This is a genomic window from Pseudomonadota bacterium (assembly GCA_018817425.1).
Lineage (GTDB): Bacteria > Desulfobacterota > Desulfobacteria > Desulfobacterales > RPRI01 > RPRI01.
On record JAHITX010000014.1, the window covers coordinates 20,894 to 38,309 of the forward strand.

At 37.1% G+C, this 17,416-nt stretch carries 15 protein-coding genes; all 15 read right to left on the reverse strand.

Translation table 11 applies throughout. The features are described from left to right. Nucleotides 1-477: 477 nt before the first annotated feature. Nucleotides 478-882, reverse strand: coding sequence for a hypothetical protein (locus tag KKC46_03135; protein MBU1052809.1), 405 nt, complete (start codon nt 880-882; stop codon nt 478-480). 253 nt (nt 883-1,135) lie between these two features. Further along, on the reverse strand, nt 1,136-2,395 hold the full coding sequence (locus KKC46_03140; protein ID MBU1052810.1) for a glycosyltransferase family 61 protein: 1,260 nt from the start codon (nt 2,393-2,395) through the stop codon (nt 1,136-1,138). 115 nt (nt 2,396-2,510) lie between these two features. Then, a complete protein-coding gene (locus KKC46_03145; GenBank protein MBU1052811.1) occupies nt 2,511-3,704 on the reverse strand; it encodes a radical SAM protein in 1,194 nt (397 codons plus the stop codon). Nucleotides 3,705-3,778: 74 nt separating this feature from the next. Then, nucleotides 3,779-4,807, reverse strand: a complete 1,029-nt coding sequence (locus KKC46_03150; GenBank protein MBU1052812.1) for a radical SAM protein — start codon at nt 4,805-4,807, stop codon at nt 3,779-3,781. A 10-nt stretch (nt 4,808-4,817) separates the two neighbouring features. Continuing rightward, nucleotides 4,818-6,125 (reverse strand): radical SAM protein, encoded by a 1,308-nt coding sequence (locus KKC46_03155; GenBank protein ID MBU1052813.1) that lies wholly within the window; start codon nt 6,123-6,125, stop codon nt 4,818-4,820. An 85-nt stretch (nt 6,126-6,210) separates the two neighbouring features. Then, entirely contained in the window at nt 6,211-8,400 is a 2,190-nt protein-coding gene (locus KKC46_03160; protein MBU1052814.1) for a hypothetical protein, read from the reverse strand. Continuing rightward, on the reverse strand, nt 8,397-9,428 hold the full coding sequence (locus tag KKC46_03165; GenBank protein ID MBU1052815.1) for a radical SAM protein: 1,032 nt from the start codon (nt 9,426-9,428) through the stop codon (nt 8,397-8,399). Before KKC46_03165 ends, KKC46_03160 begins: the two co-directional genes overlap by 4 nt. After that, nucleotides 9,425-10,429 carry a radical SAM protein gene (locus KKC46_03170; protein MBU1052816.1) on the reverse strand — a complete coding sequence of 335 codons (1,005 nt, stop codon included), beginning with the start codon at nt 10,427-10,429 and terminating at the stop codon, nt 9,425-9,427. Before KKC46_03170 ends, KKC46_03165 begins: the two co-directional genes overlap by 4 nt. Then, a complete protein-coding gene (locus KKC46_03175; GenBank protein ID MBU1052817.1) occupies nt 10,422-11,465 on the reverse strand; it encodes a radical SAM/SPASM domain-containing protein in 1,044 nt (347 codons plus the stop codon). The genes KKC46_03170 and KKC46_03175 overlap by 8 nt, the downstream gene beginning before the upstream one ends. Nucleotides 11,466-11,479: 14 nt before the next feature. Then, on the reverse strand, nt 11,480-12,673 hold the full coding sequence (locus KKC46_03180) for a class I SAM-dependent methyltransferase (protein MBU1052818.1): 1,194 nt from the start codon (nt 12,671-12,673) through the stop codon (nt 11,480-11,482). Beyond that, on the reverse strand, nt 12,670-13,998 hold the full coding sequence (locus KKC46_03185) for a glycosyltransferase family 4 protein (GenBank protein MBU1052819.1): 1,329 nt from the start codon (nt 13,996-13,998) through the stop codon (nt 12,670-12,672). Before KKC46_03185 ends, KKC46_03180 begins: the two co-directional genes overlap by 4 nt. A 23-nt stretch (nt 13,999-14,021) precedes the next feature. Next, nucleotides 14,022-14,927: an NAD(P)-dependent oxidoreductase gene (locus KKC46_03190; protein ID MBU1052820.1), complete on the reverse strand. Its 906-nt coding sequence runs from the start codon at nt 14,925-14,927 to the stop codon at nt 14,022-14,024. Next, nucleotides 14,927-15,460 (reverse strand): dTDP-4-dehydrorhamnose 3,5-epimerase, encoded by a 534-nt coding sequence (gene rfbC, locus KKC46_03195; protein MBU1052821.1) that lies wholly within the window; start codon nt 15,458-15,460, stop codon nt 14,927-14,929. The genes KKC46_03190 and rfbC overlap by 1 nt, the downstream gene beginning before the upstream one ends. After that, a complete protein-coding gene (rfbG, locus tag KKC46_03200) occupies nt 15,460-16,581 on the reverse strand; it encodes a CDP-glucose 4,6-dehydratase (GenBank protein ID MBU1052822.1) in 1,122 nt (373 codons plus the stop codon). The genes rfbC and rfbG overlap by 1 nt, the downstream gene beginning before the upstream one ends. After that, on the reverse strand, nt 16,563-17,342 hold the full coding sequence (gene rfbF, locus KKC46_03205) for a glucose-1-phosphate cytidylyltransferase (protein MBU1052823.1): 780 nt from the start codon (nt 17,340-17,342) through the stop codon (nt 16,563-16,565). Before rfbF ends, rfbG begins: the two co-directional genes overlap by 19 nt. Nucleotides 17,343-17,416 lie beyond the last annotated feature (74 nt).

Sequence of the window (17,416 nt, forward strand, 5' to 3'; positions counted from 1 at the left end):
TGGAGATATCCCTCTGTTTAAAATTTATCCTAAAAGATTTACCATAAAATTAAGCAATCAATATGCCAAGTTCTTTTAACTGTTAAATATTTTGTGTAATTGAATAATTGGGCTTCATATGGAGATATCTGCAAGGCGCAACCGGAAACAGTGTTGGTTTTCTTTTTCCCGATTTCTGCCTGTCCATGGTTTATGCTGTTCTTTTTAGTACAAGAGCGCGGTAGGGTAAATTAATGGCCGTAATCTCCAGATGGCTCAGAAGATGCTTATTGGGCGTGCTCTGACCACAAATTTGAATTTTAACAATTTCGATTTCAAAGTTATTCAGATCTATCTCTTTAAACAGACAACGTTTCACCGCAGCTGTATCGTAGATTCGGGCATAATCGCCCAACCTTGCGCGTTGGCATGGCAAGGGCGTTGACGATGATCAGGCGGTAGCCAGGAATCGATTAAAAACCTGAACGATTAACGTCCTTATAATCCACACTCATTTAATTGGTTGGCGCATTTTTTGTAGGCGTTCATTAAATCTTCTCTTTCAGGAAAGAAGAACATCACCTCCTGAAGCCTCTTCAAAAGCCCTGAAATATGAAAATGATCCAATGCGTTGATACTTTCATTACGGATTTTAGAACCATTTGTCTGATTACACTGATGATAAAAAACACCTTCATTGATCAAAGCAATGGCGCGATCAATTTCATGGGTCATCCCTTGGGTGTATTTTGTTTTGAAACATCTTCTTACTTCCTGCATCAACTGATCTTTATCGGATTCACTTAGGGCGGATTGATTCAGCACTTCGAGATGGGCATAGGCTAAATGACCATGGGGAAAGCTTATCCCTTCTTTGAATAATTTTGGATCTGCTTCAGGCATCAATTGAATGTTCCGCTCATCGTAGGAATGATAATTATAGTCTCTGGTCAACCTCCTGCAAAAAAGTGGTTTCTCGATTTGAACAAATTTTCTATAAAAGCATAATATGATGCGATTTTACCATTTGTAAGCGTACGACAAGTTTCCAACGTATCTCCTTGTGAAAGCTCCGCCTCCCTTTTTCATTAGCTGATCAATAATTTTGGATTTCATGTATTTAGTCCTTTAATGGGTTTTTTTATAAGGAAATTTTTTAGGCCTCATCCAGCAATTTGTAAAACTCCTTGAATTTTTCCAGATCTATTGTACTGGCCAGATATTTGTCAACATAGTACTCAGGGGTCTTTGTCATAATTTCACCATGCACGCGGCATATTTGTGGAAAAAAGGATAACACAGTCATCTTTCCTAGGCTGCCATCCGTACTCAAAAAATAACCTTTATCCTTGCAAAAATCAGGGTAGATAACAGATGGTGGAGAATTTGTTAATCCGGGATGGTAGTTAAATCCGGTTCCTGACACTTTAATAAGCAAACCTATATGGGGCGATAAAATGCGTCCCAATTTGACATTGTTATCAGAAAAAACAAATGCATTATCGTCAGGATTTATAATGAACCTGGCCTGTGAAAATATGTCTATTTTTTCAGTTAAATTTAAAGTTGCGGGGTCAATACACTCAAAGCCCTGCTCCTTTAAAAACAGCATGATGGTCTCCTGAACACCCATTGCACGCGTAGCGCCGTGTGTTTTTTCGCCCACGATTCTGAATATCTTTTTTGTAGCGGGTAGCTTTGAACGTCGTGGCCCCACAAAGCGATCTTCAATCATTTGAATATTTTTAGGGCGTCTTTGAAAGTAATATGAGCGAGGACCATAAAAAGATACCTTATCTGCCGTTAAAAATTCACCTTGTTTAATAGCTAAAAGATACTCTTTGGGAAACCCGATTGGCTCAAAAAATTCAACCATTCTGTCATAATTCCTACCTTCCGCAACATTTACGTAATTAAAATTCATACCATCAAACCAGAACATAGGAAAAAAGCTCTCCCAGAGGTGGTGTCCGTAGCCCCCACTGGGATTTGCCATGGAAAGCAGATTCCCTTTAAAGTGACCTTTATAGGGTAAGTTAATATTTTTCTTTATATGCTCAATTGTCAAACACCTTCCATCATTAATTCCAATCAAACTGCCTGTTTCAGCAATCAGGTAACCATCCGGCGTAATGACCATGCCGCTATTGCCAATAACCATGCCGTTTTCTATGGTCGCGGCATAGGCTTCAGGAAATACCAATTTTGTTGGCCATTCCCCGAAATACTCTGCAAGGTCTCTCAACATTCTGGTTTCCTGCGGACGACGAATTGCAGAATCATAGCCCAAACGCTCCATATTAACTGTTTCTTCAGGTAAGTGTTCGTGCACCTCAACCCCATATTGCCTATGAGTATCCGCTACTATATCTCTGAACCACTTTACTCCAAGTATTGGTTCCCAGTTTTTTGCCATTCTTGAACCTCTATATGTTAAGGTATTCTTTTATTACCCAGATTGTTTGTAGAAACTATGGACTTTAATTTTTTACATGCTGGTAATAATCTTTTGTTGATGGGTTGCTGCAATATTATAATTGTTCGCCTGCGGGTATTAATTTATCATTTATATAAGAACCAACTCCATTGCAATAACCGCAAATATGCGGTTGGTCATAAGTAGTTGCCTGTAAAAAGAACTTAACTATATCTATCGGGTTATCTGTTGTTTTAACATAATCAACCCGCTCTTTCCCTGGTGACAGCTCATTTATGCCTCCGGTATATACCGAACAAGATGCAGTGCAGGGATATATTTTATCTGCGAACATACATTTATACATCCGCATAGAACAATTCAGATACAGTTCTTCATTTTCTCTTTCAGACCTGTTTTTGGGCAGACTCAAATCTCCTATATCATTCCACCTTACCTCTTGTGCTCCTGTTGCGAAGCTGTTGAAAAAGTGCTTTATACCGTATTCATTAAATAGAGATCTCAAATTATCAACTTTTAAGAATTTTAGAATGTCGGGGTGAACATAATGTGAAATTTGTATTGAACCAATATGCTTTTGAAGGGCTTTAAGCAGCTTTTCATCCGGCAGTAACGTTCCGTTAGTAACAAACGTTAGTTCGTTATATTTATCCCTGTAATTTTCTGAAATATATTCAATGATTTTATCCAGCTCAGGGTGTAAAAGTACTTCGCCTGTTGTTAAATGGAATATACCTATGTAATCAATTGCTTTGAATACATTATCAATGTTTTTTCTTACTTCTTTAAAAGGCATAATATAAGACTTGTATTCATTAAGGTAAGGTACCTGCGCAATGCAATGTTTACATTTTAAAGAACAGACAGTTGTGATAATAAACTCAAGGTTTGGTAAAACAATTTTGTTTTTTTTGAAATAGCTGTAAGCTGTAAAAAAATCCCTTGAGGTACAAAAGCAGTTTTTATCATATCCCGCTTTTAATAATTCTTTAGAAATTTCCCGATACTGGGAGTTATTTGGCATTATTATAATTCTTGTGTTTTGTTTATCTTCGTTTATTAACCTCTCTGGAGAGAGAATTTTGTAATCGAGAAAATCCGTTCCATGTAAATTTTTATTGCTGTCCACAATATATTTTATATTCAAAGCATCAGCATATCTGAGCAAGGGAACAATCATTCGTCCCTTTCCCCAGAAGATTATTTCTTTTTTTTCAAATTGACTCAGAAATTCATCAGACTTGATTATAAACTCCTGATCATTTTTATATTTGCCGGATAAATTCATAGCTTACCTCCATTTGACAGGATTATTTTAAAATGTAATTAATGTGTGTTCCAGAACACCATCCAGATCATTTACTAAGAATATATCTCTTTCAATCGATTTATGTGATCATCAAGTATATCTTCGGGAAATGGTCGACATTGCACAACAGAGCAAGTCTCACAGGCAACGCCTTTATAGTTTTTACTGCCATCCAGCATCTTTTGCTGTACCTGCCTTATTATTTTACCATTCCATATATCGAAAAAACTTTCTTTCTTAATATTCCCTATGCCTATCATTGTTTCATTAGAACAGGGAACAACCCTTCCGTCAGGGCATACTGTAACTAAATGATAGGGCTGAGGACATATGTTTATATCCGGCAAACTAAAGCCTAACGCATTATAGTTAGGTGTCTTATCCAACCATTTTGAATAATCCAGTTTCTGAACATTCGGGACAACCTGTTCAATCGCATAAGAATCACAATAATCTTTAAAAAGATCAATAAAGTGTTTTTTGTCACTTTCATCATCCAGTGCAACGTCCATAGTTTTTACATAAACATTCAGGTTCTTGTTTTTTCGCTCTTTTTCCTGGTAAAAATATTGCACATTACGAACGATAGAATCAAAATCAACCTTTCTTCTGCAAATCTCCTCATACTTTTTATTTGAAAGTCCATAAATGGAAATCCTTAATCTTTCCAATCCTGCATCAATCAAGTTCTTTGACATCTCAGGGGTGAGTAATGTGCCATTTGTAATTAACTCCAGCTTATCAGACACTTTTTTATCTGCGGCATAGCGAACAAACTCGACGATATTTTTATTAAGTAAAGATTCTCCGGCTCCGCAGAAACGCAGCATTTTAATTTTCTCCGGCATTTCAGCCAATTCATCTATAAGTTTTTTAAAAACAGAAAGCTCCATAAATGTCTCAGAACTCAATTTAGGCCGTATGTTTTTGCCCAGACCATAATGACAAAAAGTGCAGGCAAGGTTGCATACATATGTATCAAAGATTTGAACAACTAACGGGGCTTCTAGTGGTAATACGTCGGCAAGCCTAACACGCCTTCCTGACGGAGCCTGCTTTTTTGATATATTTTCAGAACTCATGATTTTACCTCTATTTATATCTATTGTTTACGTTCGGGACGGGCAATTGTATCCCTGCAGGAACCGGTTTAGGATCAAAAGCTAATTCACAGTAACGACAAGCATCTATAAATGGTAAATGTTCAAATTTTTCGAGAACTGGACCAAGGTTACCGTTATTGTGACTGTGAATATCTATACATTCGTGCGAATATTCTTTAATTTTTCCCAATTGAATACCCGCATAATGATGTGGGCAAAGATACAGCTTCCCTTTATAGGCACGGTGACAATTTTTTAAGAAACAGCGGTAAAATGCTTTTTTGAGATAATCATTTTTCACATCGTGCTTTTTGAAGTCTTTAAAATCAAGCCACTCAAAATTTATTGTAAAAAGAAAAGGAATTCCATGCTCATTTAGTTTTCTTCTGGTTGCAATAATATTATCAAGCAATTTGCCAGACGTGGTCTTTTCATAATTTGATACCTGAAGCATAAACCGAGTATTCTTCATAATATCACATAATCTGTCGGAAGGGATAACTGTGCCATTAGTAAAAGATTTTATATAACCAATATTTTCAATCTCCAGTAATCCTTCTATCAATTCCTCTATGCGCGGATGCAGAAAAGGTTCTCCGCCGACCAATTCCACAAAATTGAGAAAATATGAAGCATCTGCTATTTTCTTAACATCAGAAAGAATAGATTCTACAGGTGTAAAGCCTTTATCAATGAGAAGAGGAATTTGTTCGCAGCAATGCTCACACCGCAACGTACATTTTTGGCTGACAATATATCCAAACCAGCCAAAAGATGTACTTCGCCTGTCATCTTTAATATCTACATGATTTCCCATTTCTTTCAGGCAGGATGAAGCTACTTTGCAGTGATGACGCTCAAAGCCGCAATTTTCACACTCGAATATATCGATCGTCTTTTTTTCTTTTGTTCTGGATGAACAAATGGGCATCTTCAATCTTCGATTTAAAGCCCAGCCATCGTGTATTTTTAATTCATGGTTTCGTTCCAGTACCACTTGTTTTAAAAGTTCAAATTGAGTTTCCCAATTAACTGAAATAATGACCTGGAATTGAGAATCCAGTTTGCTGAAAATGTCAGGAGGATGGACAACAACCCCATTGATCGATTTTAAGCTTTCATAAGCCCTATCTACATAATATGCTATATCTATATCGTATTCTGAAAGAGTCTTCTGTAATTGTTGTCCTAGCACACCTGCTGGGTAGATAATAATCTTTTTGCTTGATAATTGATCGAGAACTTCGTCTATTTCTTTATTGTTGATAGCTTGAGTTTTACTTATTTTTGTATTCACGCCAACCCCTGTTCAAATTAGTAGTCTAAGAAGATTCAAAAAATAACATGATGGCTTCTTGTAGACCATTTAATTTTTTACTATTCTATCCCCAAATGGGAATATCCTTATTGAACGAAAATGCGTCATCTGCATAAAATTTATCGGTTATAGAGCTGACAATGCAACACTTATTGGAAAAAAATATGCCAAAGCTTTCTTCAATAATGTGAGAATCTATTAGAGTTTCTACAGGATTTGGCAGCAGGGTAACGAGATTTTTTATAAACTCACCTATACCATAATGTATGCCAATTTTGTCTTTATAGCGTTTTTGATTCATTTTACCTTCAGCCTGTACGAATTTGCCATCTTCTTTGCAATACAGGTACATACCTTCCGGAGCTGCCAGCACAGATTCAATTATCAGTTTATTTCTCATTACACTGCTTTGATCAGCGGTCTGTATATCGCCTTTTCCTTGGTATAATCCCTGAATATATCCACCGATACCGTATGGATTAGAATTACCCATTCGAGCGCAAAAATAGTATCCCTGAAGCTGTCTTCCGATTAAATTACCCAGATAATATTGATTTGTTCCACTATAATGGGTATCCGCACATACAGTGTTTGATATATCAAGGTTTAAAGAGTCGATATACTGAAGATAAGCCGTTCGTTCCTTAGAAGCTGATTCAAGAATATCGCGTCTATAGGGTTCAAGATAATTTATGATTCGGCTTTTTTCTGTTTTGGTATTTATCAATAAATCCTTATGGGGATCATCTTTATAAGCTGATATGCCAAATCGAATAAAGGTATATTCCGCGAAAGTACCGGTAAAAGAGAGATCAACTAATTGATTAATATCAGCATCGGAATAAAGTGAGGGAACAGTAACAGCCCTGCGAGAGGTCTTGAAATAAATGCCCTTTGCTGTGTTTTTAAGGTTTAATAATTTAGTGAGCAGATTATAGTAACGTAGCAGCAGTAAACCATCCCGTGCAAAAAACAGAATGTTTTTAATCGATTTATCTCTTGTTATTGAAAGGAGCCAGAAAAGATAACCGGATAATAAGGGCCCGAACGCCACAAATCCTAATGCCTTGGTATCTGTAAATGTAACTTTTCCCGAAGTGTGGGATAATGCAAAAGGTGAATTGAAAAGGACTTCCATAATCAGCCCCATCATGATTGACTCCTGCATATTTCTTGCTTGAGAGACTAATGAAGATATTGATGAAGTGCGAAATAAGTCATAGGCCGATCTTACGATTATAGCGTTTATGCCGCATTCCTCTGCCCTGTTCCCGTCTGATTCAGGATTATCACCGATATGAAGGATCTTTTTGCCTGGAACTTCAGAACAAAATATCCGCCACAATTGACCCGAATTTTTATCAGCTCCTTGATTGCAGGAAAGAAAAAGTTTTTTATAGCCTGTAATCTGATTTTCTTTCAGGATCAAAGCAACAACATCCTCTGGCAAGTACATATCTGATATAAGATAAACAGATTTCCCTGCTGATAAAGCATAATTATAGAGATCAACAACATCTTTTCTTTGCGTAAGAAATTGTTTTTCAGTTTCTATTTCCAGATTACAGATATCATTTTTATACTCAACGGGTAGCCCAAAATCTTTGACCATCCGGTCATATACCTGATTTAATGTAAATGTAAATCCTGTCTTCTGTTGTAATTGAGCCGCAGCGTATCGTCTGGATCGTGCATAATCAAATGTTTCTCCGTATAAATCATAAACCTTTTGTTCGACTACTAAAAAAATGTCTTCGGGCGTAAGAACCTTTCTCATAAGCAGGGTATCAAATACATCAAAAGAGATGATATCACTAACCTTTATACTCTTAATAATTTGCTCTTTTGTAAGCTTCCAGTATGGATCATTTTCATAGTCAATATCTTCAGTTTCTGGCTTTGAACCATCCTGAAAATATACCGGTATATTATATTTTTCGGTTTGTTCTCTGATACGATTATAAATTACTTCCCAATAATTTTCGTTTGAAATAATAATAATTAAATCTGCATACTTTTTTACATCATCTAATGTAATTACCGAAACACCATTTATCTTTAACCCTACATTCTCAGGATCCCTGTCTAAAAGCGCGGTAAATAAAAACTCCTTTAAGTATTTAGTTAAAATATATGTATTATTACCTGTTCCATACAGTGCAATTCTCTTGTTTTTTGCGTGCTGGAAATTAACTAAGAAATTTTCAATAAATGAAATAATTTGTTTATCTTTTAATTTGTTTCCAGTTTTCATAAACACTGAACTTTCTTATTGAGGTATTTTCCATTTGCAATAATCCTTTCTTCATAACCATCCAGGACATCTTCTTCAAACATTCCGAATTTATAGGCTTCACATTTTGAGCAGATATTATTTTTTTGTTTTTTTAACATTGCAAATTGAAATTTTTTCAGATTTTCTCCGTTCCACACATCAAATATGTTTTCTTTTTGTGAATTGCCACATACAAAGGGTGTTTGCATGCCGCAACACGGAACGATATTGCCATCTGGGTTAATTTGGAGCATATAAAACGGCTGCGGGCAGATCTGTGCATTTTGCACGGCATTTCCGTTTTGTGTGGTGGCAAGAGGTGTGTTGCTCAGTTTTGTATAGTCAATATTTGGCACTGCCGGAGCAAGGTGTTCTATCGCTATTTTATCGCAAATATTGCCAAATATATCGTAGAATTTTTCTCTTTCATTTTCTTCTAATGCACAGTCAATGATTTTGATATAAATTTTGCATTCTTTTTTGTTTTTATAAAAATATCTGATATTTTCTGTAAATTTATCAAAATTAATATCTACCCTGCAAATCTCTTTGTATTTTTTAGATGATAACCCCTGAATTGAAATTCTCAGCCAGTCTAATCCTGCTTCTATTAAGTTATCCGACAATTCATTGGTTAAAAGAGACGCATTTGTAACAATGTCGAAAGATTTTGCAACCTTTTTATCCCTAGCATATTTAACCATTTCTGCAATTTGGGGGTGGAGTAATGGCTCACCTGTGGCCGCAAATCGGAGCATTTTTAACTTTTGAGGGAATTCGGCTAACTCATCAATGCATTTTTTGTACAAATCAAAATCCATCATTGATTTGTCGGCAATAAAGCCCCTGCCTTTTTTCGGCAGGGAATGAATGCAGTAATTGCACCTGAAGTTACACGCATAGGCCGGGAAAATCTGCACCATAAAAGGTGTGTAAAGGGGTATGGCTTCTGCCAGTCTGGTACGTTTGCCGCCTACAGACTGTCCGTTTATTTGCTCTGCATTCATTCAGGTAATCTTTCTAAGATAATATCTGCGTCTTCATCCAGGACATCTTCCGGTTGAGATACATCGTCAGGGGCGCAACAAACCTTGCAATGTGCATTAGTGTAACGTTTTTTTGTTAACTGAAGTCTCCAGAAGTCAAGATGCTTTTCGCTTTGCCATATATCCGTAATGCGGTCAGAATTAACATTGCCTAACACGACAGGAACATAAACTGAGTCACATGGCTTTACATCACCATTAGGCAGTATTCCAAGCATGAAAAATGCAAGAGGGCACACCTTCCTTTTTTCTATTACCCTGCCTTGTCTGTCATAATTTATATCCAGGCTGTCAGTGGCTTTTACTCCGTCATAGGTCTTTTGTACCTTTTCAATGAACATCCTGTCTGAGCAACCAGAGAAAAGATTATAGAACTTTTCTTCTTCATCTTTTTCAAGAGCAATATCCAGAATTTTTACAAATAACTTTGTATCTTCTTTGTTTTTGTAAAAATAATTAATATTGTCCATAAATTTTTTAAAATCTATATTGGTTTTGGATATTTCCTGGTATTTAAAAGAAGATATGCCTTGTATGGAAATTTTAACAGCATCTATTCCGCTGGATATTAAGTCATCAGACATACCTTTTGACAAAAGCGAGCCGTTGGTAATAATTTCAACCCTTTCAAATGCCTTGCTTTCTTTTGCAATTTCAACCATTTTGGCAATGTTTTTGTTAAGAAGAGGCTCGCCATGTCCGGTCAGGGATAGTAGTTTAATTTTACTAGGAAACCGGCTTAACTGCTCAAAGGCCTTTTTATATGTATCAAGTGTCATGGTCTCTTTTACAAAACCATATCTTTTTTTCATTTCAGATAGTTCAAGTGAATGAGCACAATAGATACATTTAAAATTACATACACTTGTTGGGGATAAATAAATGCTAAAAGGGATATTAAGGGGAACAACGTTTGCTAATTTAACCCTGTTAACATCATAAATCGGTTTTATTTCAGACATGCTCATTTCTCCCAAAGATATTTATCAGTAATTCAGGGGTCTTATCATCAAGATATTCAGACTCGTCAGTTATTACATTGTAGCAGACGCAAGTTTTACATTCAGGCATTTTATCTTTTTCCAGTTTGAGCATCATCTTTAAAAAAGACATCCTTTTTTTTCCGTTCCATATATCCAAGATGGAGTTCTTATTTAAATTTCCTACAGAAAAGCCCTTTCTCAGGCCGGGAATTGAACAGGGAAACAGGTCAAGATCACAGCCTACCTGCAAAAAATAGAAACATTGCCCACAAACTTTTCTATCTGCAGAACACTCTTCTCCATACATGTTTTTAGATGCTGTAACCTGGTCAAGAATTTTATCGTGCTGCTGCTGCATCTGAACAATGTGTTCCACATAGATTTTGTCGGCAAAGGGCGAAAATATTTTTAAAAACTCGTCTTTATCTGTGTCCTTTTTAAAAGCAGCATCAATTGCTTTTATATAAATTTGAGCCTTACCTTTTATTTTGTAAAGATACTTAAGAGTGTCAAGAAACTTGTTTAAATCTATTTTTTTACCGCATGTTTTTTCATATTGTTTTGAATTTATGCCCTGAACAGATATGTTGATATTTGTAATGCCTGACTTAATCAATTTTAGGGAGAGCTCATTATTTAACAGGAGTCCGTTTGTTATTATTTCCACCCTGTCTGATATTTTACTGTCTGCCGCAATTTTTACAAAATCAGGCAAAAGGGGATTTGCAAGAGGTTCACCGAGGCCGGAAAAAACAATTCTCTTAATACTCCCTGAAGGAAATGTCGCCAGTTCACCGATTACCTTTTTATAGTCATCTGAAGGCATGTGCTTTACTTCGTATCCCAGTTTATTGAATTCACTGTTTTTATCGTCTCTGGTTGAATGAATGCAGTAATAACACTTAATGTTACATACCCTGGTTTGTTCTATATAGACTGTAAAAGGAGCTGGCAAAGGAATAATATCTGCCAGGTTCTGTCTGTTTGTATCTACATTTGTTTTTATTTCAGCCATAAAAAATCCTCTCACTACAACAGATAAACATCACCTTTAAAGTTGCCTTCAAATAGCAAGCTCTTCAACTTTGAAGAGTATGGGCCTGTTGGTATAACTATGATAGCGGATTTATCCAATTGAAACATAATTTCAGGGGAGTTTATTTTATAATTTCTGATTGTCCTGGTTTGTTTATATTCATCAGAATCATGGAGGCCTGCAATATTGCATCTGGGTAAAAGGTAAGAAGCCAGCAGATATAACATATAGGATGATAATCCCCAAATATATACAGGGCGAGCGCTGTCATAATTTTCCAGAAATTGTTTTATTGGCCCTGGTGTCTTGAACAAATTCCCATGCCATTTTTCTGATAATAAAAAGCTTGGCCTTATTTTATGCATAGAACCATTTTTTTTTACAATGCAGTACAAACATTCTTCTTCTGCCTGGTCATGACCGTCAAAGGATTTGTTTCCAACTTCAAGGCATTCAAATCCATTAATATTTACAAGGTTTTTAAGCGCCGGTTTATCAAAATAATTAATATGTTCATGGAAAAAATCATATAGAGGTGCATCTCTATAGGTTGGGTAGCTGGCAGCATCAGGAATTTCGATATAGGCAATGCCGTCAGCATCGAGTATTCTGAAAAGTTCTGACATGGCCTTTTTCAGGTTAAACACATGCTCAATTGTATGAGTTAAAAATGCCATGCCGCATGATACATCAGGCAGAGGAACATCTGTTGCGGTTCCTGTGCGAACATCAGCAACAGCAGTTTCCTGCAGTCGATTGATATTTGCATCTAATGAATCAACCCCACACAGATTGGTATAACCTTTTTCTTTAAGAGTTCTTAAAAGTCCACCCTTGGCACAGCCAATATCAACACTAATTTTACTATCTGGAATATCATATTTTTCAATGAGCTTAATATAGCTCAAAAAACGGTTCTGGTCTTTTGATGTCTCCCCGCCCATACCCTGGCTTTTTGTTGTATAGTAATAATTGTGTTTTTTATAATATTCATTGTAGTCATATTCAGTAGATGGTGTTTCATAAAAGACCATTCCGCATTTGTTGCAGGATACAAGTTTTACGTCATTTCTAACAGGGTAGTTGTCATAAATTGCATATTTGATGTCACCGAGCAAAAAGGCCTTGTTGTTGTTGCAAACAGGGCAAACCCTGGATAACTTAATGGCAGCAGAAGAACTTATCATTGTATAGTTCCATATTTTTCCAGATACTTTAATTTTTCATTGTCAAAGAAAGCGCTGTAATGTTTTATGCTTCCCCTTGTATTGCCTTTAAAAATCTGAGGCAGCTGTGTAGCTTTTTCGCTGAGTTCAAGAGGTACATCATCAGGGTAATACCCAAGTATCTTTTTATAAATGTGGGAGGCATCACACTCCCCAAATGCTAACAGAAACAGTGAAACAGCAAAGTCTGAGCTTTCAAATTTATTGAATATGCATTTTGATTTTGGACGGGACAAGAGTTCCTGATATATTTCCAGCCAGCTTCTTACCGGTTTGTCTATGGTAAAGTTCTCTTTTGCATAATTTTTTGACGCGACGGACATTTTTTTTCGCAAATCATCATTACAGTACAGCTTTTGTATCAACTCAATAAATTCTTCTTTGCTGTTTGCGACAAACCCTGTAAGGCCATCCTGAACAACATGTTCCTCTGGGCCGCCCGCAAATACAACCTGTGGAATTCCCGCGCTCATTGCCTCTATTAAAACCTGTTCTCCTGTCCCGTAGTTCTCTCTTTGCAAGGGGTAGGCAAAAATGTCAAATTCAGCTAAATATCCCTTAACATCGGTAACTTTTCCAGTGAATTTGAACTTGTTAATACAGCCTTTTTCTCTGGCTTCTTCTTCCATACTTATATGAGAATCTCCTCCCACAATTATAAACCGGGCATTCGGAATATCTGCTTTGTTGAACATATTTATAAAATCAGGGTGGATTTTGCAGTAATCAACTGTGCCTATATAGCCGATGTTAAAGGTATTATGTGGAATCGGATCTATTTTATCAAAGTTATTCAGTCCGCAACATGAAGGAATTGATCGTATATGGCTGCGTTGCCAGTCATTACTTCTTTTTATGATATCTTTTTGTGTAAGGCTAAAATCTGTTGTTGTGACAAACATTTCAGGAAAATCAAATATTGAGTCGTTAAATAAATATGGTGCATAATGCCCGTTTACATGGCTCCACATTACAACACGGGCCTTTTTGCCTGAAAAAGAATATAGCAACTTATATAAAAGCGGGTGGTTCCAGAAATGGATATGGACAATATCTGCGTTTTGCATTTTTTCATGCAGCCAGTTATTGTCAGGCGATATTATCTCATATATCTTTATTCTGTTAGCATTACTCCAGAATTTGGCTTTTTCATTAGCGTATTCAAGGCTTACAATTTCGTGTTCAAAATCATCCCTTGTATACAGATTAAAAACAAGTGACATCAGGACACAGCCGACTCCGCCACCAAAATGGGGCGTTATGTGAAGTACCTTTTTTTTATTCACTGAATCCCTTGTATGCTTTGGACTTAATCATATGACAATGAATTTATAGTGTTTTTTAAACCATCACGTAGCGAATATTTTGAAGTCCAGCCAAGATTTTTCAATCGTGTGTTATCACCGCATATAAAAGGAGGCTCCCATGCCCTGTAAGATATTGCGCCTGGCTGAATTAAATCATTTTGATTCATCAGTTCCCCTATTGTTTCAAGTAATTGTCGAATCGACACAGGGGATCCGCTTGAAATATTAAATATTCCGTCAGCCCTTTTTTCTAATAATGTGGAAAAAGCCGAGGCTACATCCGAGACATGAATATAGTCGCGTATCTGTTCCCCAGGACTTGATGGAAAGGCCATACTTTCTTTTAATGAATTTATTGCCGCTGGCACCAGTCGTTTTGGATTTTCCTTTGGTCCGTAGGGATAGAATATCCGTGCCCAGGAAAAGGCAACATCATTTTTTGTTGCTAACTGGCTTCCTGCCAGAAAACATGAAAGCTTGGTTCCAGCATAAAGGCTTGCAGGAAGGGTAGGGGTGTCCTCGTTTAGGTATCCAAAGTTGGTATTATATTCGAAACACGTACCTGCCGCAATGATATGCCTGCAACCAGCCTCGATGAGTGTCTGAAATAGTGTCAGGCTTGATGTTAGTGCCTGGATATTTTTTATTGAATCAAGGTACTTCCCGGGTTCAGCATACCATGCGAGATGAATACAGGCTTCCGGCTTAAATTCATTAACAACTTCTTCCAGCATCTGAGTATTTTCCAGAGTAGCGTTGATGACTGTAAAATCATTCTTTAATAATTGTAAACGGGGCATAGGGTTATCAGGAGTAATCAACGCCACAACCTGATGGCCTCCTGAAAGAAGCTTTTCCATTACATGGGAACCAATAAACCCGGGGGCTCCTGTTACAAATACTCGCATTATTCGCTTTTCCAATCGGGATGAGATGCATCCTTTTTTGAGATAGTGCTGACAGGAATCGGCCACTTGATACCAAATGCAGGATCATTCCACCTGAGGCCGTTTTCAGCTTCGGGATGATAAAAGGCTGATACCTGATAAAACACCTCTGTATTATCTTCAAGTGTTTGGTAACCATGAGCAAAACCTACCGGCACATAGAGCATTTGATGATTAGACGCAGAGAGTTCTGCTCCAAACCATTGCTTAAACGTTGGTGATTCAGGCCGAAGGTCAATGATAACATCATAAATAAAGCCGGAAGTGCATCGAACAAGTTTCGCTTCGGAATGCGGGGCTACCTGATAGTGCATACCTCGTAAGGTGCCTTTTTTTCTATTAAAGGAGATATTGCATTGAAACAGGTCAGGATTTAAGCCATGATCTATAAACTCATGTCTGCAGAATGCCCGTGCAAAAAAACCTCTTTCATCTTTAATAAGATCAGGTGTTATGATAAAAGCCCCTTTAAGTTTTATTTCTGTAAATTTCACTATTTCAACCAGGGAATGCGTTTTATTTTCGCATCTGAGATATAATTATTAATATGCTCAAGGCTTAGTATATTGCCGGATTCGTAAAATTCCTTGTACCATTGTGCTGTTTTTTCAATGGTCTCATCGCTTGCCCAAACCGGTAGCCATTTTAATTTTGTCCTGCCTTTGGAACAATCGAGTTTTAACAGACCTGCCTCATGGGGTTGATGGGGTGTTTGATTTATTTCATAATCCATTTTGGAGCAAATCTTTTTAATTTTCTGAAGTATTTCCTCTACTGTAATACTACCTTCATCTGAGGGTCCGAAATTCCAGGCTTCAGCAAAATCCTTTTGTCCATCCAGAAGTTTTTGACCAAGGAGTAAATAACCGCTTAACGGCTCAAGTACATGCTGCCATGGTCGAATAGCACCTGGATTTCGTATTATTACTGTTTTTTGCTGATGGATTGAGCGCATTATATCAGGAATAAGACGATCAGCTGCCCAATCGCCCCCGCCTATAACATTCCCTGCACGTGCGCTTGCGAGAAGAGTCTGATGTGTCTTGCCGTAGTCTTCAGTATTGAAAAATGATTTTTGCCAGCAGCTGGTGAGTATTTCTGCACAGCTCTTTGAGGCACTGTAGGGATCATATCCTCCCACCTGATCAATTTCACGATATCCCCATGCCCATTCTTTATTTTCATAGCACTTATCACTGGTTACATTAATAATAGCCCTGACACTTTCAGTTCCTCTTGCCGCTTCGAATACATTTACTGTCCCCATTACATTACTGCTGAATGTTGTAAACGGATCTTTATAGGATTCCCTTACAATTGCCTGAGCCGCTAAGTGGAACACTATATCGGGTTTTTGCTCTTTGAAAACCTTTTTCAGTTTGTCAGCATCACGAATATCACCAATCACGGATTTTATATCCATGTTGAGAAGCTGAAAGTGATTAGGTTCTGTTGGTGGATGAAGGGAGTATCCGGTAACTTCAGCACCCATATGTGAAATCCACAGAGCCAGCCAGGAACCTTTGAAGCCTGTATGCCCTGTGATAAGGACTTTTTTATTATTATAAATCCCTTTGAACATGCGCTGTTTTAACCTTAATCCCAGATTTTCCATTTTGCCTGGCCTGATGACCAGAGCTGTTCAAGTATTGCCTTGTCTCGTATAGCATCCATGCACTTCCAGAACCCCTGATGTTTATATGCAGAGAGCTGTTTATCCTGTATAAGTTTTTCTAAAGGATATTCCTCCCACATCAATTGGTCTGCGTTTTCAGGAAGGTAATTAAATATTTCGGGCTTTAGTACAAAAAAACCACCATTGATCCATCCACCGTCTCCAAGTAATTTTTCATTGAATTTTTCCACATGGGAGTCAGTGTCAATATCAAGCAAGCCAAATCTGCCTTCCGGTTGTACTGCTGTAACAGTTCCTATTTTACCATGTTCATGGTGGTGGGCTATCAGTTGTTTTAGATCTATATCAGCAACACCGTCTCCATAGGTTAATAGAAATTCCTCATTACCGATGTAATGTTGTGCACGTTTTAAACGACCGGCTGTGCCTGTATCAAGGCCTGTATCAACAAGTGTAACTCGAAAATCCTCTGCATTGGAACGATGGACTTCAAAACTGTTAGTTTGAAGATTGACGGTAACATCTGAATTATATACATAGTAGTTTAGAAAATATTCTTTAACCATATAGCTTTTATAACCAAGGCATATGATAAAATCATTGAATCCCTGTGCCTCGAATATTTTCATGATATGCCAGAGGATAGGCTTCTCTCCAATCTCTATCATTGGTTTGGGCTTCAGGTGGGATTCTTCAGATATTCGTGTACCCAAACCTCCTGCGAAAATAACTATTTTCATAACATTATGCCTTCCTTTAGAGTTTGTTCAATTACGACTAAAATTGTTTTGTACCATGTCTACTATAGCATTAC